This window comes from Dietzia maris, assembly GCF_014144855.1.
Lineage (GTDB): Bacteria > Actinomycetota > Actinomycetes > Mycobacteriales > Mycobacteriaceae > Dietzia > Dietzia kunjamensis.
On record NZ_JAALDN010000033.1, the window covers coordinates 1 to 18,514 of the forward strand.

Genomic DNA, 18,514 nt, shown 5'->3' on the forward strand with positions numbered 1-18,514 from the left:
GGACGTGGGAGTTCAAGTCTCCCCGGGCGCACGCGCTGGTCAACAGGGGTGAAAACCATTCTCGCCAGGCCGCGAAGATGGTCTGTGCTTCGAAAAGTGACACAAGTTGCCACAACTCACGACAACTCGGTGTCACTTGAGGCTCGCAGCGGCCAGCTTGAGGGCGTCGGGCTGCGAATGCGCGTAAGTCCTCATAGTGAAGCCCGCGTCCACGTGCCCGAGCCATGCTGCGATCACGGCAATCGGGACTCCCTGCAGGTGAAGCAAGGTTGCGCACGTGTGCCGAGCATCGTGTAGCCGGATGCGCGGGACCCCCGCTTTGTCGCAGGCCCGGTACCAGCTCCGAGTGAGTCGGTCCGGTTTGACCTGCCGCCCCCGTGCATCGGTGACCACGTAGCCGCTGTCTTCGTACTCAGGGCCGTAGAGGATGCGGGAAGCCCGCTGTAGCTCCTGCTGGCGCTTGAGGGCTGCCACAAGTGACACAGGCATCGGGAGAGTGCGCAAGCCGCTAGAAGTTTTCGGAGTGCGCTTACGTGGCCTCCCTGACACCGACACCAGCGTCTCGTCGATCGTCATAGTGCCTGCCTCGAGGTCGACGGCATCCCAGCGGAGTCCGGCGATTTCTCCGCGTCGAAGTCCAGTCAGTCCTAGCCGCCACGCAATGCCGAGGAAGTCGTTCTTGGTCGACTCGAGGAGCTTCTCGGCTTGTTCCGCGGTGAACGTCTGCAGTTCCTTGCTGTCGAGCGAGGGCATGTCGACGAAGAGCGCGACGTTGCGAGCGAGGTGGCCCTGGTCCACCTCGGACTTGAGGATCATGCGCAGGGTGGTGAGGGTGTAGCGCCTGGCGCGAGGTCCGTACGGCCGGCGCTTCGTGCCGTCTGCCTTGGGAAGGGTCCCGTCCTTGAGCCGCTGCATCAGGACGTCGATATGCGACTTGGCGAGCTCGTGCACTGGCATGTCGCCGTAGGCGTCGATGACCGGCTTGGTGTAGTCCCGGTAGCCGGCCAGGGTGGACTCGGTGATCTTGGTGCGTCCTAGAAGCCACGCTTCAATCACTTCGCGGACTGTGTCACCTCGGGGCAATACGTACGTGCCGTTGGCGACCTGAGACGACGTGGTGGCGAGGACCTTGCGCGCTTCGGCTTCGGTCTTGCAGCGCTTACGACTTTGGCGGCGTTTGCCGTGCGCATCAACGCCGAGATCAAGCCGAACTTCGTAGCGGATTTCAGGCCGCCCGTTGCGGCGAGTGTTCAGCTCGACTTTGCGAATCTGAGGGGGTAGTTGGTTACGCGACATGGGCTTCCTCCGTCACCTGGCGAAGGGTCCATTTTACGCGTTGCGGTAATAACTCGCTTTTAGTCTGCGATGGGCTTGGTTCCATATTCCTCCTATTCCCGATGGAGGCCTGGTGCTTTATAGTAGGGCACAGGCCCCGACTGCATCTCGGGGCTAACTTTGTGTTTCTATTATCTCATACAGACCCAGTAAAACCGCAGTTCAGGAGGCGCTACCGCTCGTATGGCGCAAGCCCGGCGATGGTCGAGTTTATATCGTACAGGGCCTTGCGGTACATCCTCACTTGGGCTTCGAGATGATTTATTCTATTTACGAGTTCTTCCCTCGTCTCGCCGGGGTGGTCGGACCATCCGAGTCGGTAGCCGGGCTTCTCGAGCTCGGGTGTGTCATCTTGTTCCTCTGATTCATCTTCCCAGTCGCTGTTGATAGCAAGAACGTTCTTAATCCATAGTCCGGCGAATAGCTCCGCACCTTGGCGCTCAAGGCGAATTGTGGTGCTTAGGCTCACGCCGTAGTGGTGCATGAAGGACTTGCGCCTTTCGCCAAGTGGGCGACTTTCTTCCGGGTCTAGTATCCCGGCAAGGGCATTCTCTAAAGCGGCCTGTGGCCGGCTGGGAAAGCTCATTCGTAAGATGTCCCGAGCCTCGTCCCGAAATCCGTCGACACCCTCAACTCCGAACAGCTCGGAATCGACCGGTGCGAACGTGTCCCGTCTGGCGATCGTGACGAGCGCCGCGGTGAGCTCCGCGTGGATTGGGTCGGTGGTTGCGCCGGCCTTGGAGTCGGCCATCTTGTCTACCTCTCTCACATCCGTAAATCAAGCCTGTCAAAACCATAGACATGTCAGGCCAGTCGAGGCTATAAAGGTGTCAGGGCCACGCTACCGCAGGCGGCTCACCGCGAGCCGCTTGGACAGGGCACGCGGATCGGTAATCACTTCGAACTAGGAGCCGATCATGGCGAGTTCTAACGGTTCACGTCATCAGCGGAGGACCCGCACTGATGACATCGATGCAGCTGTGAAGGCCGTTGCGCGAGCAGAACGCAACAGCTTTCTCGGCACCGAGCTGTCCCGCACGTCGGGTCTTGGTCTCGACTCCCGCCAGGGCATCGTCGGGACAGTGGGGATCTCGATGTCTCATCGAGGCCGCGAGGTCATTGGCGAGATGGCCAGGGAGTGCGCGAACGACGAGGAGAGGGCAATTGCCCTCGACTACGCCGTCGTGTTCCACGAGCGCTCTGTTCAGGCGTATGACGCCTTCGCGCGGAAGACGTATGAACGATGAGCTCCGGTGAGTGGCTTGTGCTGGCGCTGTTTGGCCTGTTCCTCGCGCTGGTCCTGTTGTTTCCCGACGCGGTTAACCGCGTAGGTAACGCCGTCTGCGACTGGTTGAAATCTGCCTTCGTCGAGGAGCCGGACCCCCACGAGCAGTTACTCGCGGAGGCGGCGCGGGTCGTCGAGGACCAGGCGCGGGACGGCATGACAACGATGCTCTCGTTCCGGGAATCACTCAGACATCACCGGAGCGTGCGCGCGACCGACCACCTGTTCACTCGAGAGGGGTGGAGCTAGTGAAGAGGGCATTGGACAGGCTGATCGGGCTGATCGTCGCCGGCATTGCCGTCACGACAGGCTTCGCCATCGCCGCAGATCTTCTGCGGCCTTACATGCAGTGGATTGCGATCGCCCTCGTGACGATGTTGGCGGTCGTGACCCTCGTAATCGTCGCTCCCACCGTGGAGCGATGGGTCGACCGAGTCAGAGCAAACCGCTCCGACGACTGGCTCGACTGACGGGGCACCAGGGGGCGGCGGCATCTCGTTTGGCGACAGGAGTCGCCGCCTCCCTGGGTCCCACCGTTTCAGCACATCAAGTGGATGGAGAATCCCATGACGTACATCAGGTACGCTAACACGCTCAATCCGGTGACTCTGGATGACGGAATTCAGGCCGCGAGCCGGTTCCTCCTCGAGAGGGCCGAGACGATCACCCGCGAGCTCGGGTTCGGATACGTGGCCAGTCCGGACGCTCCGAACACCTACGAGTCGCTGATGCGGGAGTTCGTTCGCTCGTCGAACACAAACGTGCCGCTCCCCGTCTCCTCGCTCAACCTGGATGACTGCTTCTACGTGCCGGAGGTCACGCACGCGCTCCGCTTCGTCCACGACATGGCACACGTGATGACCGGCCTTACGTTCGACGTCAACGAAGAGGTCGAACTGGCACTCCTCCAGATGGAGGACTTCAAGAAGCACGGGCTGGACCCGGACACCCTGGAGTACCAGTTGCTCTACGCCGATCATGTCGGTCAGGCCATGGCAATGGCTGTCAACCGGAAGTTCGTGATCGACCAGTCGGTATTCATTCTCGATGCCGTGACCTACGGTCTCGACTTCGCCATCGTTCGCGAGATGAAGCGGGGCGACCTGCCGGAAGCCGTCTGACAGCTAAGAGCCGGGGCGAGGATCTATCTCTCGCCCCGGCTCTTCTGTTCTGTTCAAAACCGTGGCGCAGTGTCACACTGAGTGGTAGATGGACATCGCCATCATTCTCAGTCTGATCACTGCGCCACTCCTGATTCCAGGAGTCTTCGTGATGCGCAAGAATCACCAGCGAGAGTACGACCGGGCAGGTCGCACTACGTACCGAGTCACTTTTCCCGCTGACGTCCCTGAGTCCCGCGCGCGGGCTGAGATCAACACCCTGCCCGCGAGTATCCGCGCGGTGAAGTTCGGCCTCTACGTCCCAACCATCGCCTTCGAGTCGATTTCGCGAGGAGGACAGTTCGAGTTTCGTGTCCGTGTCCCCTCGGCACGAGCTGAGTACATCGTGGCCCAGTTTCGTGCTGCCATCCCCGGAGTCGCGGTCGAACCTGTCCAAGAGAGCGAGCTAAGCCTCGGGTCATTCAATGGCGCCGTGGAGATCTCGATGAATCTGCCTGATCGGCAGCTGGAGATGAGTGGCAAGCCGGCTGACATCGCGGTGTCGCTGCTCAACAGCTTTCAGCCGGTGGGGGACGAAGTCGTAGTCATGCAGTGGGTCATTGGTGGCAGCACGCGGGTCAAGATGCCTGCGCCGGATGAGGCAAGGGTTCGGAGTACCGAGTGGTCTTGGCAACGGGCGTTACTCGGCAAGACGGAGGCGTCGAGTGCGGAGGTGGCTAGCCGTAGGGCGAAAGTTGATAGCGAGCCAAACTTTATCGGTACGGTCCGGGTGGCGGCAAGGTCTCGGCATCCCGATAGAAGCATGGCTCTGTGCCACAACGTGGTGATGGCGTTCAAGGCCAGTGATGGCCCGACGGTGCGGTTCACATCCCGAGCGATCAGGACGAACGTGGATGTCGGGATAAACGAGGCGTGGACTCCGCTGACGCCGCGGATTCAATTGAGCTCGAGTGAGCTGCTTCCCCGCATTGGGTGGCCTCTTGGAGCTGACCACATAGAGGGTGTCACGAGGAACTCGTTCCGGCACATCATGCCGTCGCCGGAGGTCCTCTCCGACGGGATCATGCTCGGGGTCTCGACTATGCCGGGGAGTGAGCGACCCATCGCGATGCCCGCTGACGGTTTCCGGACGCACTTGTACATCGGTGGTAAGACCGAAGTCGGAAAAACGACGCTCGGGGTGAACCTGCTCCGACAGCTCATCGCGCAGGGCTTGGGCGTGATCATCATCGAACGGGACGGCGACCTGATCCACCGGACTCTCGATCAGCTGGAAGCGCACGACCTTGACCGGGTGATCAATATTGACGTGAGCAACGAGAGCGCCTTCGTTGGCATCAATCCTTTCGACTTCGAGCGACCGTCGATGATCGCCACGAAGCTCGCAGACCTCTTCGCGAGCATCTACGAAATCAAGAGCGTCAACGTGCGGAAGCTGCTCTACCACGGCATCCCCGCCTTGGCTGAGACTGGAGATGCGACTCTTCTCGACTTCATCCCGCTTATCGATCCGAAGACGCCGGCAGAGAAGCTGTGGTCGAAGAAGCGCCTCGAGAAGTTGAAGACCAAGGAACTCGTGGACTTCTTCACCGACTGGCAGAACCAGGACGAGGGCAAGCGCCGGAAGGATATGGAGCCTGTCCTGAATCGCTTCTGGGAGTTGACACTTGACCCTCAGATCTCCCGAATGCTGAACAACACGCACTCGACTGTGGACCTGGGGAAAGCGCTGGAGGAGAACCGGATCATCTGCGTGAACCTCAAGGGTGTCGACACCAACCTCGCGGAGCTGGTCGGCTCGCTTCTCGTGTCGTGGATCTGGGACCTTTCCGCGAAGCATGTGCCAGAGCGGGCCGACAACGTGATGTTCCTCGACGAGGCGCACCTGTTCTCACACCTCGAAGGCACGATCACGGACATGCTCGCGACAGCGCGGAAGCGAAGGTTAGGACTGCTAATGGCCACGCAGTACGTGACCAGGATGCCGAAGGCAGTCGAGGAAGGCATCTCGACCAATGCCCGGACAAAGCTCATCTTCGAATCGGGCAAAAACGAGGCGCACGTGCATGCCGGAGACTTTGCCAGTCGAGAGGTCGACAAGGAGATGCTGATGAATCTCCCGAAGTACACCGCCGTAGCGAAGGTGAAGCTGCCCAGCGGTGGAGTGTCGCAACCGCTGACGCTTCGGACGCTCGATGAACCCCGCCCGGTGGGGTACGGCCACCATGCCATCGCGATGTCGAATGCTAAGTACACCCGGACCGCGGAGCAGATCGCCGGGGACCAGCGCGAGCGGCGACATGTGCCGACAAACAAGAAAGGCAGTGCACCGCTTATGGAAGAGCCACTCACACGGCCTTTTGATGCGGACGATTAAAAGTAAAGGGTGCGGCGCTTGATTGCCATTTACGAAATATGCGATATGTGCATAACTAGAAGCATGAGATATGCAATCCGCAATTCTCACGAACATGGAAAGAGGTGAGCGCAATGGCGATGGTGTCGAAGCGAGTTAGCGACGTGTCGGGGAAAGAACTCGACAGCAACTACGTGAATGTCGTTATCAAGGGGCATTCGCAGCTCGACGAGAGCAAGCAGATCGATGTCAGCGACGCTGAGGCCAAGTCGATCAAGACGGTGGACGGCCTGGTGGAGCTGGAGCTCCGGCCCTCGAAGGGTGATCCCCGCACCGTCTACTGCACCGAAGAGGAGCTGGCCAAGGTCGTTCCGCTGGAGGTGCTGCAGTACGCAGATGGGCTTCGTGGGCGTAGAAAAGGCCAGCGACCCAACTCCAAGTAGCCGAGGTGCTCACAACGCGCCTTCCACCTACCCGCCCCGTCTCCGATCGAACCACGAGTTCTCGGGGGCGGGGCGCTTCAATATCAGACAAATGAAAACCCCCGCCGAAGCGGGGGCTGTCACCTCACGATGAATCACGCAGCAGATGCCTTCCAGCGGCTCACGAGAAGCCACCGGGTTGAGAGGTCGTACGCCGCCCGGAGTGCATCCCAGTACGTCGAGTAGCGGCGCTGGTTGGTGCTCCAGTCTTCGCTACCCGTCTGCACAAGGATCTTGTACTCGGAGTGGCCTGTCACCTCCTCCAGGACCTCCTGTGGGACGCCCATTGTCTCGCCGTCCTCGTCAACTCCACCGGCGACGATCACGTTGCCCATGAGGATGTCGTGGCCCTCCCAAGCGGGATCGAGCGAGTAGAGCCAGAGTGACGCTCTGACGTTGACGGGCAGTCCTACGAGCTTGCCCTCATCGTTGATGAAGAACGACAGCTCGCCGGATGCTGGGGACACAATGTCGAAGTCGCCTTCCACGAAGCGCTGATACTCGCGGTAGTCGCCTTGCTCCAGTTCTGCGATCCTTACCTCCTCGGTGTCGTCTGCCGGTATGTACAGGGCCTTGATAGTGCCCATGGTCATCTCCCATCGCGGGTGCTCAGCGCCATCGATTGATGACGCAGTTGCAGCCGCGATCAGATCTGCATCGGAATGGTGGCTTGGCCGCTGAGGTACTCGTCGATCAGCTGAATGCAATCCCGCGACCCGATGCCGAACGCGGCGTAGTAGCCCTTTCTCGACAGCTTTGCGAGCCACTCGGCCTGCTGCCTGATGTGCTCATCGGCCACCAGATCCCCATTGCGCTTGCGGACCGTGACACCGTCCCGCTTCACCTCGAGCGCTAGGCCGATGTAGTCACCGAAGTCCGGATGTGACCGCTGGTAGATCAGAAGATCCGGGAAGCCGGCCTCGCCATTGATGAGCTTGTAGAGACCGCGGGAGAAGCGGCTCGTGTTGTTCACGCCCGAAAGGTCGAAGTGGTACGGCGTGTCCTCGTAGTACAGGCTCATGTGCCGCGCGATGACCTTGTAGACCTCGTTTTCATCGTTTCCGCTCATGAGTACTCGATCTCTCCGTTTTGGAAAGCGCGAAACTCATCTGGCGTCAAGTCAGCCTTTACCTGGTTGCACGAAAAATGGGCCAATCGGTAGTTCGAAATCTCGTCAAGGCCACCTCGGCTTAACGGCACCCAGTGATCTATCGTGATGGCGTCCAGAGCAGGTATGGGATGGCCGCATAAGTAACAGGCCGCGCCGTACTTCGCTATAAGATGACTTCTCTGCCAGCGTCGTGACAACGACTTCTTCCGCCTCCACTTGCCCACCTACGCGGCTCCAACCACCACCCAGAACAGGCGCCAGGCGGCCCAGAGGATGGCGATGAGGATGCTGACGAGCAGCGCGAGACCGATGAAGGCCCAGAAGATGAGCTCGGACCACTCGGTGAGTTCGTCCCAAAGGGTGGCGGGGGAGATCATTGGTTCACCTCGGTATGGATGTTGACCTGATTAGCTCCTGGCTTATTGCACTCGACAACCTGACCGGTCCATGCGGAGTACCGCGGCACCCCGCCTAAGTCGAGGCACTTCTGTCCTGCCACTTTCGGGTTCCTTGGATCTCGAGACCAATTCGCTTCTCGCTTTTTAGCGGCGGTTTCGAACTCCTCGCGTTCCTGCTCGTCGACGTGCCAGAGGCCGCTCCACCAAGCTCCGACCGTGCTAGCGATTAAGACGCACACCCAACCAGCTAGCGCGATGCCAGCTACCGCCGCCAGAAACCCAGACCCGTATGCGAGGACGGACTTCGCTTGGTTACTCATCCCTCGCCCTCCAACACCACTAGGGCGGCGTCTCTGAGGAATCGCCCAGTGCTCGACTCGATCGGGTGGAAGGTAGTCACTTGGTCTGGGCGGCCGAGTTCGCTTCTGTCATAGCTGCCAGCGTGGACGATTGTCGTGTGCATCCGTAAGGCAGACACCACCAAGGCAATCTGCTTGTCCGAGGGGGCGGGTACGCCATGTCGCATAGCCTCTTCCTCGATCACTGGCCTCAGGTGTTCAGCGATGTTCTGACCCGCAATGAGCAACTGTCGGTGTCCTGTATCGCTCATCCCTCGCCCTCCAACAACTCAGGCACCGCACTCAGCAGGTCGATCTTCTTCCGCCGCGTGGCCGGCAGCTCGTCCCAGTCCTGGAGTACGGAACGCGCCTCGTAGGCGATGTTGAGTAGGTGCTGCGCTGCAATGAGCGCTCGGGCACCGAGGTCCTTGATGTACGGGATTTCCTGAAGTTCGATGAAGGCACGCTCTGACCCGATGGCGAGCTGGTCCTCGTCGTCCCAGCCGGTTGGGGGAGCGGTGAGGTCTATGTGGAGGCGGTCGAAAGAGGTCATCGTGTGCCTCCCATCGCCTGCTCGTAGGCGCGTTGCACGGCAATCAATCCGGCCTCGGTACCGCCGTGGTCGGGATGGTGCTTCTTGAGCTGTGCTCGGTACGCGGCTTTGATCGTTTCGGCAGAGGCGGTCTGAGTCACCTCGAGTATTTCGTGCCAAGGTTTCGCAGTAAACGGGGTGACTATGGCTTTTGCAGGAAGCGCTTTGAACCCGCGGAAGGCGGCGTTGACCATTTCCTTCGCTCCCCAGCGGTCCAGGCCTCTCAGGGCTTCGACAGTCAGCGAGACGGCGCGCAAGTTCTGCTCAACGGTGTCCCATTTGTCGCAGGGAATGCACTGCTCCTCTCCGTCGAGGGTGAAGTAGACAGCTATGCCGCGGTCGTCTGGTTGCGCTTGACCTGCATACGGCAAGCCGTCACGACGAAGTGCGAGGTTCGAAGAGATAACTACATCCTCAGCGCCGAGGAGTTCTAGCTCACGAAGAAGAGCGTCTCGGTTCGAGGCGAAGCCCCGGGACATCGACCCGTGGCGTTGTGGGACTTCGGTACGGGGCCAGTGTGACGGCCATTGAAGGGGGTAAGCAGTGGTCATGACGCGCCCTCCGTATACGCCGCTGCCTGCTCACCGATGAACGGCCGCCGCGCCCTGAGGCACCCGATCGCCTGGTCCCGCGTGCACTCGCCGTTGTCCGCGGCCTGCATCAGCTGCTCGAAGGCGAGGTGTGTTGCCACCCGAGCGAGACCTTCGCGGCGACGCGGGTCGTCGTACTCAAGCGATGCTGGTGGTTTGAATAACTCTCTTTCCATACATAGTTTCTCCGTTTAGCAGTGCGCCAGTAGCTCACTGATCCTGTCCCGAAAAGAACACCAAGAATCGGGACGGGATCGGCAAGCTAATGCCGAGGTGTAGACAGCCTGATTGAGCGGACGAACCGTAGAAGAGAGTCTTGCGGAGACAACTTCGACTATAAGGAGGGTCGTCCGCCCACAACTGCGCACGGCACCAGGGGAGGTTAAAACGTACGCAGATGTGGGGCAGGTGAGTTCACCGCCAAAGCGCCCGCTGTAAGCTGTTCCAATAGTTTTGTTGTAAATATGGAACGGGCGCTTGGTGGTGTGTGGAGTAATTTCCTCTCCGCTGGGTGGCCTATGAACCACGGTGCCGAGAGTGACACCAGAAGCTCCCACGACAGACTGGTCGGTCGAAACCTTAGAGTCTTCGTGTACCTAGGACGAGATACTTCTGATGCCATATCCCCCAATTACCGTAGTTGTAAAACAAATTAGTTGATGATTGTTCGGTAGTTAAGGGGTATGGTGGTTGGCAACGTAAGGCAGGGCTTTGCCGAGTAGTATTTTTGACAGGTCATACACCTGTTTTCTCGTATACTTCCCTTCCACCTTACATTGCCAATTGACACCAGAAGCACGTCACATAAGGAAGCCCCATTACAAAATCTCCCGAATGACGTTCCACCAGGAAGTGCACTTCTGATGCCATCACCCACCACCAGCAGAAGTGATGATGAGAGATGGGTTGAGCGCATGGACTGGTAGCAAGCCGATCTGCAAGATCTTAAGATGCACATTTTGGGTCCGGTATTTAGCCCATAAAGCATACGTTCCTTATGTCGCCACCTGCTTTGCCTCAGTACACCACTTACTACCAGCTTCGCGCGCTCAACTCTTCACGACCCGTGCGGGCGAACACTAAGCCAATAATGTGTTCTCCCGCTATATCGCAAGGCGAGTATGATGCTCCCCGCACGAGTCATGAATCCGGTTTGTCAATGTGCTTACCCGCTGATCAGCGCTCGCAGTCGCTGACCAGCAGGTCAGGTGCCAATGTTCTGGTGTTGCCTAACGGCCGGGTAGATGACCGTGTGGGACATAAAGGGCAACGCTCTTGAACTGGCTACTTCCGCTTACGCCGGACCCTGGCCGGCATCGACAGCGCGATCGTGGCGAGGGGCTTCTGTACGTGCTCCCGGACCAACTGCACGGCCGTCCGCCTCATGAGTGCCCGCCAGTACGAGGGTTCATGGATGTCCTCGTAGTAGAGCTTAAACTTGGATAGTTCTGATTCCTGATTCACTTATGCTGTCTCCGCTTAATTGTACTAATAGTATGCGCTTAGTGGAAACTATTTGCAATAGCGAAATGTGGCAGAATTGAAATAGCTGTGGAAAAGTCAGGAGGCCATATCTGGTTTGCCATCTGGGATGAGAGAGTCGGCATTGAACTTTGATGTCGCAGCGCTAATCGCTCCGATGGAGGCGACTACGGCCTGTGGCCCCAGCAATACTCCGCCCACAATGGTCCCGAATAGAAGAATCCAGACGAGACGTCGCACTAGGTTGTGGGCTTCGCTTGGCGTGTAGCCCAGGTAGACAACAAAGTAGCGCTGTACAGCGCCAACGACCTCTGCGAGGTCTCGGTCTGCCTCGAGCTCCTCCTCGACGCGGGTGTCCGCTGTCTCCGTGAGATCGGCCTCTGCCCATCTGTGGGCTTGCTCGTCGTCCAGCTTCCATGCTTCGGAGAGGACCGCTTGCGCCAGCCCCGATGACTTGAGCGACTGCTCGAAGTTCAACGCCTCGCGGAGAGACCCGAAGGACTCGCCGAAGTTCGAGAGCGCGCCTTTGTTCGCCAACCGCCACTGTTCGGCAATCGTGCCAGCGGTCTCGGTAAGGCCGGTGAGCCCCATCAGGGACTTGGTATCGATCCGCGTGCCGATCTGCTCGGCGATGCTCGGTCCTTGGAACGAGAAGATCGATGCGGTGTTGGTCCGGGCAAGGTAGTCAGCGATCGTCGGGGGCTTGTAGGTCAGCTTCAGCGCTTCCAGTGCCTGCCCAATGGTGCCAACGCCACTGCCCAGATACGCATCGAGCTTGCTCGCGCTCATCCGACCAACGTGTTCGCTCAGCGAGAAGGTTCGCGCGCTACCCCCGAGGGCTGCGTCGAGGAAGGCGGAGGACGGCCGGTTGAGCTGGTCCTGCAAACGTGTGTCGCCCATGATGGCGGTGCCTGCGATGTCACCGGTCTGCTTAGTGAACTGGTCCATCACGCTCAACGTGGGCGAGGTGAACTTGGTGATGTCGAACGTGGGCTGGTTGATCTTGGGGATCATCCCCGCGAGCATCTGCTCTCGAGTCTGCTTCAGGAGCCGGCTGGTCTCGTCGTCCATGTAGTCCCGATAGTCCACGCCGGACCTCCTCCGCAAGTAGTAGTTCCATCATAGAAGCTGGGTACGACAGGTCCGGGTCACTTGTCAGTGGGGTCGTCGTCGTCGCGGTGGCCACGGTAGAAAAAGCGATAAAGGCCGTCGTGCTCGCGCACCGTGTCGACGACGTATCCCTCACGCCGCAGGTCATGGATGCGAGCCCCGTATCGGAACGTGATCGTGTTCAGCTGCCGGTTCGTCGCCGAGCGCTGCTTCTGCAGCAGCTTGAGGATGCGGGCGTGGGTGGACTGAGGGTGGTGGCGGGGCTTCTTCGGCAGGGGAGTGGGAGTCGTCATAGCTCACTCCGTTCAACGCTCACCCTCGCTTGATCCAAACCGTCGAAGCTGATCTCGTCGGGCTGGAGCACGACGGTCATCTCAATGATTTCGTCGGGACGGATGCGGATGTCGATCGCCGTCCACGACACGAGATTGTCTCCGACGCGAAGTTCCACGTTTCTAGGGTTTGGACCGCTCGCGTTGAGGGTGACTTTCGGCCGGGTCATCGCTCGTCCTCCCGCCCCACACCCGCCACAGTGCCGGCCGTCAGGAACACCGCGAACAGCACCAGGACCGCTAGGGTCGGTGCCCACACCGGGGCGAGGACCCACCACCAAGACCAGTCGATGACTCCGACAAGCTTGAGTGTCACGAACACGATAGTTAGAACGGTGAGGAGTCCTACTCCGCCTGAGTTCGAGTTGTTGTTCATATTGAGTTGTTCCTTGCGCTCGGTGGCGCGTTATTTTGATCGCTTTAGACCGAAGTCCTTCTTCTTGATCTTCACCATGTCTCCGTTGTCTCGATGCCACACGACACCTTCGATGTCTTGCGTGGCTATCCAAGCTTTGAGTTCATCGAACGACCGCGGCGCTTCCAGCTCGTCAGCCCCGTGTCGGATTAACTGGTGATTCTCCAGGTGCTCCGGATTGCCTTGGACCTTCGGCCCAGCCAGCTCGTAGGTTCCGTTTGTTAGATTGTCCGTGTTGGCGAGTCCCTCGCGGAACCACTTGTCCTCCGGTCCGTCGCCGACGGCAATCCAGCCGGGCCAGTGGCCGGTGACAGGATCGGGCTCTTGTGCAGGGATGAAGCCTGCAGGCGGGTTCTTGCCCTTCTTGGCATCGTAACGTTTAAATAGCGTGCCGTTTTCGTACTTGGTGCAGGTTCCGTCCCACTTGCGCGTGGCGATACCTTCACCCTCTATCACCCATTCTGCACCCGGTACAACTTCGTCATAGACCAGGCGCGTGCCTTCGTAATCTCGTTTGAATAGGCTGATGATTTTTTTCATGATGTGTCGTTCCTTGCGGGCTAAGCCGCGTTATGTTGTTGCTAGGTTGTGATTTCGATTCGAGACGTTTTTTCTATACGTCCGTTTTTCTGAAGCGTTCGACCAGCAGTTTGGTGTCTAAATCCTGGTCCGTAATGTAGCGACGCAATGTACTGACGGAACAGTCAAGCAAACGTGCGATTGCAGTCTTCGGCACGCGTTTCCGCATGTAACGCAGGATCTCATCGTCCTTGCCGTGGAGCTTTCGATTCTCTGGCTTGTGTGATCCAGGCGGCCGGCCAAGTCGCACACCCTCCGCCTTCTTGCGGGCCAGAGCTTCGCGCGTCCTCGCGCTGATCATCTCCCGTTCGACCTCAGCCGCCAGGCCGAGACCGATCATCATGATCTTGCTGGACAAGCCCTTAGCGAAGGTCACGTCCTGTTTGACGGAGACGACGACGATGCCGCGGTCGATACAGTCCTCTAGCACGTTGAGTAGTGTCCGGACGCTGCGGCTGATGCGGCTGATCTCACTGACGATGAGCGTGTCACCAGACCGGAGCCTGTCGATCAGGGCGCCGACCTTGCGGTCCTTCAACTGGAGGGTTCCGCTCGCGATGTCCTCGTCCCACTCCTCGATTGCCAGCCCGCGAGCCGAGCAGTAGCGCTCGATCTCGTGTCGCTGGTTCTCGAGGTCCTGCTTGTCGGTTGAGACTCGGACGTAGGCGATGACGCGGCCCATCTACGCTGCTTTCTTCGCTCGGCGCTTACTTATCCTGCCGCCCTTAGCCCCCGCGCTTCTTGCCAGGTCAGGGTTAACCGCGAAACCTTTTGGCACGCGTGCACGCCCACCGAGGGACGCAATCTCCTTGAAGAAGTCTGCACCGTAGAGTTCTTTGATAGTTCTGGCGGCTTTCTTTCCACCTGATGGCGTGCCTGGCATTACCGTCGCCCTCGCCGAACCGCGCGCTTCACCCGCTCCCACACCGAGTTCGCTGCCTTATCCCGCATGAGGATCTCCGCCTCGCGGAAAGCGACGTCTTCCTTGAGTAAGGAGTCCACGTCTTCGCGGGTCCTGTCGTGCCGCCGGCTGAGCATGGTTAGCTGCGACGCGAGATTCCCAGTTACTCGGTCGAACTCCTCACGGGTGACGTCGTCGCTCGGTTCGACTCGGGCACTCACTCGGTGGACCTGCCGGCCGTGTCCCGGTTTCTTCGGCGCTGTGGTGACCGACTGCGGGGGAGTGACGCTCTGCATCGCTTGTGGCTTCGCTACGGGCTGAGTAGCCGGTGCTGCCTTCTGAGTAGCGCGACGCTTCTCGCGCCAGGTCTTGTAGTCGGCCTGCTTGTCGATCGTGACGAATGTGCGGCGGTTGTAGCCGGGCCACTTAGCGGCAGCGGACTCGATTCCCTGCTTCTTGATGTGTTGTTTGATCTGGACGAATATCGCCTCGTTGATCCGTTTGACGCCTTGCGCCATGGGTTCCTCCGGTGCTGAGCACCGCGTTACTAATTGCTTTGCTGTTTATCTGCGTAGTCGCGCATACGATTGAAACACTCTAGGGCTTCCCGCCAGAAACGGCTGTGGCCGAACTTTGGTGTTGTGGCGTGGTATCCCTTCGGGGTTATGACGAGGAAGTGTTCATTTCGTAGCAGCGTCCAGATCGCTCGTAGCTTGGTCATCTGTTCTCCGGTGCTGAGCACCGCATTAAATTGTTGTCTCGCCTACCGTGCTCACCAATGCGAGCACCTCTTCGTAGGCGGTTCTGTTGACGTACTGGCACTGATCGCAGACGCCATCGGCGTTGTGGTCGTGCGCTTCGTCGTTGAGGCAGATGATGCAACGATCACTACTCGTCATCGCTCATCAACCTCTGGGCTTTCGTCTCCTGGAGTTTCTGCAGGATGACATCGGCATCGTCTTCGTTCCGGATCTTCTCCGATACCGCGACGAACCAATCGGGGCCGTGCCCTAGCTCTTCGCTGAGTTCGGCGATGCGGTCGAGCTTGTCCTGTAGAGGATCGGTCGGCTCGTCACCGATAACCACTTCACCCTCGATTGCGTCTGCCTTGCTCGGCTTAGCTGGGGGAGTAGCTTCCGGGGCGTTCTCTGGCTTCGACTCGAACTCACCGCTGATCTCGCCCTCGACGTACACAGGAGCGCCGTAGAATACGTCTGGAGTGTAGATGCGGACACCGTTGCTGATTGCTCGAGCGAAGTACATATTGCGCGGGAATTTGCGCCAGGTTTGATTGCTCAGTAGGCCTGCTGCCTTGGCGTCGTCTTCGTTGAACGATGAATCACCTAGCTCGTCCCATTGGTCACGTGGAGCGCCTGGGTAGGGGATCTCGTAGAAGGTGATGACGCAGCCGCTAGTGTCCCACTGCTTGACGCGGTAGTCGTACTTCGGGTGCTTCTTCACCTTGGCGGCCATGAGGTTAGCGCTCATCTCGGCGTTGCCGTTGATGATATTTATTCCGCGGATCGCGGCGAACGGCTGGATGCCGAACTCAACGCCTGCGATTATCTTCACTCCGGCCTGGTAGACCTGCTGCTCGAGACTTACGCCCCGATCGCCTTTGAACATGCCACTCTGGATGAATATCTTCGAGAGCCGGCTGATGTCGTCGAGTGACCGCACGGATATAGCTGAGGTGTTGTCCGCCTCGTAACGGCTCATGGACTGCTCGCTGAGCTGCTCCTGACTGAGATCGTCAGGCTGTGCTTGTGGTGTCTTGTCTCCGCTCACCTCTCTTCTCCTGTTTAATGCGTTTAACTTCTTCTCTGACCTCTGGGAGCTTCATGGCCCCGGTGAGGTAGATGGTGCTGCGCGATACTCGCTTGCCGTCCTCGTCTCGCCATACCCGCTTCTCGATGCGTTCTACTGCTTCGGCAACGATGGGGTCGATTCTGAGGCTGACGCGCGTGCCGTGCGTGCCTTTACGCTTCCTGGGTACTAACCACTTAGTTGTCATGCTGCTTCATTCGCTCTCTCTCCGCTTTAGTTGGTAATTCAAACTCACAACTCGTATGACGCGTGCGGTTGATTGCTGGCCCGCGTTGGTTGTATATCAATAGTATGCGCTAATGTGAAATCTTTTGCAAGACCAATTATTGCAAGAACTGTGGAAAAGTATCGGGCTTACAGAGGTACGTTCACCGCTACGGTTGAAGCCTGGGCCTCGCTACGGGCCAACGGCGGGCCTGACCAGCGCGAACACGGGGTTGACGGCGGCGGCTTGCTCGTCGTTCAATGTGTTTATGATGATCTCGCCGCGCGACGGGAGGATTGTGCGCTTGGTGGGGAGGTTTGGCCTCGTCACTTCGGAGCAAATCCGAGCGATCGAATTCGCCGAAAACCGAAGCAAGTCACCAAGTAGCGCGGTACTCCTTCGATTGACAAACGGCGGGATGCTTCGGCGCTTGAGTCCCCGCACCGTCGGCGGGTGGGCTGGTGGCTCCGGGCAATACGTTTACCAGCTCGGCCCGAAGGGGTGGGCGTTTCTGCGGCGCGAGGGCCGCTATACCCCGCTGCGCTCGATTGATATGCACCGCATCGCTATAGCTGAGGCGTACGTGCAAACAGTCGCGGCGGAGCGGTCGGGGGATATTCGCATAAACGAGGTCGTAACTGAGCCGGACTGTCACCAGGTCGCGGGCGGGGTGCTGCTGACTCCAGACTTGTACATCTTCGCGGACGTGCGAGCAGCACAGGCGCGGCGACGTATCTGGGTAGAGGTGGATATGGCCACGGAGCGCCGCAAGCAGATTACGGAGAAGCTAGCGCGGTACAGGCACGCATACAGGGCGTGGGCTGATGAGTTCCCCGGCCAACCTTTCCCGCGGGTTGTGTTTGTGGCGATCGATGAGGAGCGTGAGCGTGAGCTCAATTCGATAATCCGAGAGATTCCGGAGAGCGCCCGGCCGTTGTTCGCGGTGATGACAGCGGAGAGTTTTCCGCAGGTGTGGACAAATTAGACGCGCCAGAGGCGAAATTGTGGATAAGTCCGCGCAACTAGCGCATAAAAGTCTTGCATAATAGCACCGTTATTTATATAATAGAAGAGTAGTAAACAATAAGCGGAGACAGCTACAAATGACAAAACGAAAAGCGCCGGCACGCTACGCGATCATGGACCTCATCACGGGGGAAATCTTCAACCCGAGCATCCTGGCGCGGCCACCACGTGCACGGCGCACTACGAGGGGCTACGGGCGCTATACCAACACCCGAAGCGTGGCCGGAAACTCGATGGGGCTCATCTCGCTCGTGTGTAGCGGGTTGGCACTGGCGCTCGTGGCGATCGGTTAAACGGGCGCGGCTAGACAATTAAATAAGCGGAGACAACTACAAATGAAGTATTTACAGGATTACATCCAAGACGAACAAAGCAAGCTACTCGAAGATCTCGGGGCGTTCTTCGCCTTCAACCGGGAGCAGTTCGAAGAAGGCGCGGCGAAGGTTCAAGCAAAGAAACCAGAGGGCACCAAGTGGGCGAGCGTTGGCATGGGCATGTTTATGCCCTCGGTGAACGTCGAGGAGTTCAAACGTCGACATAGTGAACTAGTCGCCGCCGGGATGCGCCAGGACCTCGAAAAAAACGGCAGGCGGGGCGTGATTCTGCGCGAGCTGAATAATTACGAGTGCTTCTATAGCGGGGATATGACGCCGGCTATCGAAGCGCTGGAAGATTACGGAATCACTGCCGACGAAGTCCGCGCGGTCTACCGCTCACCTAAGGCGGTGAAGGTGGGCGTGTAATGTTTGGCCCCGACTTCTACCCAACTCCAGCAGCGTTGGCGAGCGAACTGCTCGCCAAGCTCGACAAGTCGACGATTTACCGCGTGCTCGAGCCGAGCGCGGGCCGCGGGGATCTTATCGACGCCATAGAGCGCCGCCTCTCGAGTTATGGAGGGCGCAAGGTCGCAATCGACGCAATCGAGAAAGACGAAGAGCTCGCGGCGGTCCTGAAATCCAAGGGGAGGGCTGTCATCGCTCGTGACTTCCTGACCTTCGAGTGGAGTGTTCCCGCTAAAGTGGCCACTGC

General features: G+C 59.0%; 28 protein-coding genes. 10 read left to right on the forward strand and 18 right to left on the reverse strand.

The features are described from left to right. Positions 1–132: 132 nt before the first annotated feature. Both G6024_RS01015 and G6024_RS01020 read right to left on the reverse strand, forming a co-directional pair. Positions 133–1,296 (reverse strand): site-specific integrase, encoded by a 1,164-nt coding sequence (locus G6024_RS01015; protein ID WP_159147625.1) that lies wholly within the window; start codon positions 1,294–1,296, stop codon positions 133–135. 211 nt (positions 1,297–1,507) lie between these two features. Then, complete coding sequence (locus G6024_RS01020; RefSeq protein ID WP_159147626.1) at positions 1,508–2,086, reverse strand: hypothetical protein; 579 nt, start codon at positions 2,084–2,086, stop codon at positions 1,508–1,510. 166 nt (positions 2,087–2,252) lie between these two features. On the opposite strand from G6024_RS01020, the gene G6024_RS01025 reads away from it, so the two are divergent. The 6 genes from G6024_RS01025 to G6024_RS01050 all read left to right on the forward strand — a co-directional run bounded on the left by G6024_RS01025 (position 2,253) and on the right by G6024_RS01050 (position 6,540). After that, complete coding sequence (locus G6024_RS01025) at positions 2,253–2,582, forward strand: hypothetical protein (RefSeq protein WP_159147627.1); 330 nt, start codon at positions 2,253–2,255, stop codon at positions 2,580–2,582. Then, positions 2,579–2,869: a hypothetical protein gene (locus tag G6024_RS01030; RefSeq protein WP_159147628.1), complete on the forward strand. Its 291-nt coding sequence runs from the start codon at positions 2,579–2,581 to the stop codon at positions 2,867–2,869. The genes G6024_RS01025 and G6024_RS01030 overlap by 4 nt, the downstream gene beginning before the upstream one ends. Further along, positions 2,860–3,090 (forward strand): hypothetical protein, encoded by a 231-nt coding sequence (locus G6024_RS01035; RefSeq protein WP_159147629.1) that lies wholly within the window; start codon positions 2,860–2,862, stop codon positions 3,088–3,090. Before G6024_RS01030 ends, G6024_RS01035 begins: the two co-directional genes overlap by 10 nt. 96 nt (positions 3,091–3,186) lie before the next feature. Beyond that, entirely contained in the window at positions 3,187–3,741 is a 555-nt protein-coding gene (locus G6024_RS01040; protein WP_159147630.1) for a hypothetical protein, read from the forward strand. An 88-nt stretch (positions 3,742–3,829) separates the two neighbouring features. Continuing rightward, positions 3,830–6,118: a type IV secretory system conjugative DNA transfer family protein gene (locus G6024_RS01045; protein ID WP_159147631.1), complete on the forward strand. Its 2,289-nt coding sequence runs from the start codon at positions 3,830–3,832 to the stop codon at positions 6,116–6,118. A 173-nt stretch (positions 6,119–6,291) separates the two neighbouring features. Then, complete coding sequence (locus tag G6024_RS01050) at positions 6,292–6,540, forward strand: hypothetical protein (RefSeq protein ID WP_182640288.1); 249 nt, start codon at positions 6,292–6,294, stop codon at positions 6,538–6,540. Positions 6,541–6,674: 134 nt separating this feature from the next. Here the strand turns inward: G6024_RS01050 and G6024_RS01055 are convergent, their stop codons facing one another. From G6024_RS01055 to G6024_RS01130, 16 genes are all read right to left on the reverse strand, one after another. Then, positions 6,675–7,166, reverse strand: coding sequence for a DUF3846 domain-containing protein (locus tag G6024_RS01055; RefSeq protein WP_159147633.1), 492 nt, complete (start codon positions 7,164–7,166; stop codon positions 6,675–6,677). A gap of 59 nt (positions 7,167–7,225) precedes the next feature. Further along, positions 7,226–7,648: a PDDEXK family nuclease gene (locus G6024_RS01060; RefSeq protein WP_159147634.1), complete on the reverse strand. Its 423-nt coding sequence runs from the start codon at positions 7,646–7,648 to the stop codon at positions 7,226–7,228. After that, positions 7,645–7,914, reverse strand: a complete 270-nt coding sequence (locus tag G6024_RS01065; protein WP_159147635.1) for an HNH endonuclease — start codon at positions 7,912–7,914, stop codon at positions 7,645–7,647. The genes G6024_RS01060 and G6024_RS01065 overlap by 4 nt, the downstream gene beginning before the upstream one ends. Further along, the gene (locus tag G6024_RS01070) at positions 7,915–8,067 is read right to left on the reverse strand and encodes a hypothetical protein (RefSeq protein ID WP_159147637.1); all 153 of its coding nucleotides are present in this window, start codon (positions 8,065–8,067) and stop codon (positions 7,915–7,917) included. It abuts the gene before it with no gap. 627 nt (positions 8,068–8,694) lie between these two features. Beyond that, positions 8,695–8,979 (reverse strand): hypothetical protein, encoded by a 285-nt coding sequence (locus G6024_RS01075; RefSeq protein WP_159147639.1) that lies wholly within the window; start codon positions 8,977–8,979, stop codon positions 8,695–8,697. After that, positions 8,976–9,569 (reverse strand): J domain-containing protein, encoded by a 594-nt coding sequence (locus G6024_RS01080; protein ID WP_159147641.1) that lies wholly within the window; start codon positions 9,567–9,569, stop codon positions 8,976–8,978. The genes G6024_RS01075 and G6024_RS01080 overlap by 4 nt, the downstream gene beginning before the upstream one ends. Continuing rightward, complete coding sequence (locus tag G6024_RS01085) at positions 9,566–9,709, reverse strand: hypothetical protein (protein ID WP_159147643.1); 144 nt, start codon at positions 9,707–9,709, stop codon at positions 9,566–9,568. The genes G6024_RS01080 and G6024_RS01085 overlap by 4 nt, the downstream gene beginning before the upstream one ends. A 1,183-nt stretch (positions 9,710–10,892) precedes the next feature. After that, positions 10,893–11,072 (reverse strand): hypothetical protein, encoded by a 180-nt coding sequence (locus G6024_RS01090; RefSeq protein WP_159147645.1) that lies wholly within the window; start codon positions 11,070–11,072, stop codon positions 10,893–10,895. 96 nt (positions 11,073–11,168) lie between these two features. Next, positions 11,169–12,179 (reverse strand): hypothetical protein, encoded by a 1,011-nt coding sequence (locus G6024_RS01095; protein ID WP_159147647.1) that lies wholly within the window; start codon positions 12,177–12,179, stop codon positions 11,169–11,171. A gap of 59 nt (positions 12,180–12,238) precedes the next feature. Then, positions 12,239–12,493: a helix-turn-helix domain-containing protein gene (locus G6024_RS01100; RefSeq protein ID WP_159147649.1), complete on the reverse strand. Its 255-nt coding sequence runs from the start codon at positions 12,491–12,493 to the stop codon at positions 12,239–12,241. Next, positions 12,490–12,702 (reverse strand): hypothetical protein, encoded by a 213-nt coding sequence (locus tag G6024_RS01105; RefSeq protein WP_159147650.1) that lies wholly within the window; start codon positions 12,700–12,702, stop codon positions 12,490–12,492. The genes G6024_RS01100 and G6024_RS01105 overlap by 4 nt, the downstream gene beginning before the upstream one ends. Then, complete coding sequence (locus G6024_RS01110) at positions 12,699–12,908, reverse strand: hypothetical protein (protein WP_159147652.1); 210 nt, start codon at positions 12,906–12,908, stop codon at positions 12,699–12,701. The genes G6024_RS01105 and G6024_RS01110 overlap by 4 nt, the downstream gene beginning before the upstream one ends. Before the next feature lie 30 nt (positions 12,909–12,938). Then, positions 12,939–13,487: an RNA ligase 1 family protein gene (locus G6024_RS01115; protein ID WP_159147654.1), complete on the reverse strand. Its 549-nt coding sequence runs from the start codon at positions 13,485–13,487 to the stop codon at positions 12,939–12,941. Positions 13,488–13,560: 73 nt separating this feature from the next. Next, on the reverse strand, positions 13,561–14,208 hold the full coding sequence (locus G6024_RS01120) for a recombinase family protein (protein ID WP_159147655.1): 648 nt from the start codon (positions 14,206–14,208) through the stop codon (positions 13,561–13,563). A gap of 200 nt (positions 14,209–14,408) precedes the next feature. After that, positions 14,409–14,945 (reverse strand): hypothetical protein, encoded by a 537-nt coding sequence (locus G6024_RS01125; RefSeq protein WP_159147657.1) that lies wholly within the window; start codon positions 14,943–14,945, stop codon positions 14,409–14,411. A gap of 370 nt (positions 14,946–15,315) precedes the next feature. Then, the gene (locus G6024_RS01130; protein WP_159147659.1) at positions 15,316–16,215 is read right to left on the reverse strand and encodes a hypothetical protein; all 900 of its coding nucleotides are present in this window, start codon (positions 16,213–16,215) and stop codon (positions 15,316–15,318) included. Between the two features lie 512 nt (positions 16,216–16,727). On the opposite strand from G6024_RS01130, the gene G6024_RS01135 reads away from it, so the two are divergent. From G6024_RS01135 to G6024_RS01150, 4 genes are all read left to right on the forward strand, one after another. After that, positions 16,728–17,444: a replication-relaxation family protein gene (locus G6024_RS01135; RefSeq protein WP_159147663.1), complete on the forward strand. Its 717-nt coding sequence runs from the start codon at positions 16,728–16,730 to the stop codon at positions 17,442–17,444. Between the two features lie 118 nt (positions 17,445–17,562). Then, positions 17,563–17,778 carry a hypothetical protein gene (locus G6024_RS01140; protein WP_159147665.1) on the forward strand — a complete coding sequence of 72 codons (216 nt, stop codon included), beginning with the start codon at positions 17,563–17,565 and terminating at the stop codon, positions 17,776–17,778. A 42-nt stretch (positions 17,779–17,820) separates the two neighbouring features. Then, positions 17,821–18,228, forward strand: a complete 408-nt coding sequence (locus G6024_RS01145) for a DUF7659 family protein (protein WP_159147667.1) — start codon at positions 17,821–17,823, stop codon at positions 18,226–18,228. Then, a partial coding sequence (locus G6024_RS01150; RefSeq protein ID WP_200841538.1) for a hypothetical protein occupies positions 18,228–18,514 on the forward strand: 287 nt, incomplete at its 3' end. The genes G6024_RS01145 and G6024_RS01150, both read left to right, overlap by 1 nt.

Excerpts from the sequence above, each read along its gene's own strand:
- G6024_RS01055 (WP_159147633.1), bottom strand. The coding sequence starts at position 7,166 with ATGGGCACTATCAAGGCCCTGTACATACCGGCAGACGACACCGAGGAG.
- G6024_RS01075 (WP_159147639.1), bottom strand. The coding sequence starts at position 8,979 with ATGACCTCTTTCGACCGCCTCCACATAGACCTCACCGCTCCCCCAACC.
- G6024_RS01110 (WP_159147652.1), bottom strand. The coding sequence starts at position 12,908 with ATGAACAACAACTCGAACTCAGGCGGAGTAGGACTCCTCACCGTTCTA.
- G6024_RS01080 (WP_159147641.1), bottom strand. The coding sequence starts at position 9,569 with ATGACCACTGCTTACCCCCTTCAATGGCCGTCACACTGGCCCCGTACC.
- G6024_RS01105 (WP_159147650.1), bottom strand. The coding sequence starts at position 12,702 with ATGACCCGGCCGAAAGTCACCCTCAACGCGAGCGGTCCAAACCCTAGA.
- G6024_RS01040 (WP_159147630.1), top strand. The coding sequence starts at position 3,187 with ATGACGTACATCAGGTACGCTAACACGCTCAATCCGGTGACTCTGGAT.
- G6024_RS01025 (WP_159147627.1), top strand. The coding sequence starts at position 2,253 with ATGGCGAGTTCTAACGGTTCACGTCATCAGCGGAGGACCCGCACTGAT.
- G6024_RS01125 (WP_159147657.1), bottom strand. The coding sequence starts at position 14,945 with ATGGCGCAAGGCGTCAAACGGATCAACGAGGCGATATTCGTCCAGATC.
- G6024_RS01120 (WP_159147655.1), bottom strand. The coding sequence starts at position 14,208 with ATGGGCCGCGTCATCGCCTACGTCCGAGTCTCAACCGACAAGCAGGAC.
- G6024_RS01045 (WP_159147631.1), top strand. The coding sequence starts at position 3,830 with ATGGACATCGCCATCATTCTCAGTCTGATCACTGCGCCACTCCTGATT.
- G6024_RS01015 (WP_159147625.1), bottom strand. The coding sequence starts at position 1,296 with ATGTCGCGTAACCAACTACCCCCTCAGATTCGCAAAGTCGAGCTGAAC.
- G6024_RS01060 (WP_159147634.1), bottom strand. The coding sequence starts at position 7,648 with ATGAGCGGAAACGATGAAAACGAGGTCTACAAGGTCATCGCGCGGCAC.
- G6024_RS01030 (WP_159147628.1), top strand. The coding sequence starts at position 2,579 with ATGAGCTCCGGTGAGTGGCTTGTGCTGGCGCTGTTTGGCCTGTTCCTC.
- G6024_RS01135 (WP_159147663.1), top strand. The coding sequence starts at position 16,728 with ATGATGATCTCGCCGCGCGACGGGAGGATTGTGCGCTTGGTGGGGAGG.
- G6024_RS01100 (WP_159147649.1), bottom strand. The coding sequence starts at position 12,493 with ATGACGACTCCCACTCCCCTGCCGAAGAAGCCCCGCCACCACCCTCAG.
- G6024_RS01070 (WP_159147637.1), bottom strand. The coding sequence starts at position 8,067 with ATGATCTCCCCCGCCACCCTTTGGGACGAACTCACCGAGTGGTCCGAG.
- G6024_RS01020 (WP_159147626.1), bottom strand. The coding sequence starts at position 2,086 with ATGGCCGACTCCAAGGCCGGCGCAACCACCGACCCAATCCACGCGGAG.
- G6024_RS01115 (WP_159147654.1), bottom strand. The coding sequence starts at position 13,487 with ATGAAAAAAATCATCAGCCTATTCAAACGAGATTACGAAGGCACGCGC.
- G6024_RS01140 (WP_159147665.1), top strand. The coding sequence starts at position 17,563 with ATGACAAAACGAAAAGCGCCGGCACGCTACGCGATCATGGACCTCATC.
- G6024_RS01145 (WP_159147667.1), top strand. The coding sequence starts at position 17,821 with ATGAAGTATTTACAGGATTACATCCAAGACGAACAAAGCAAGCTACTC.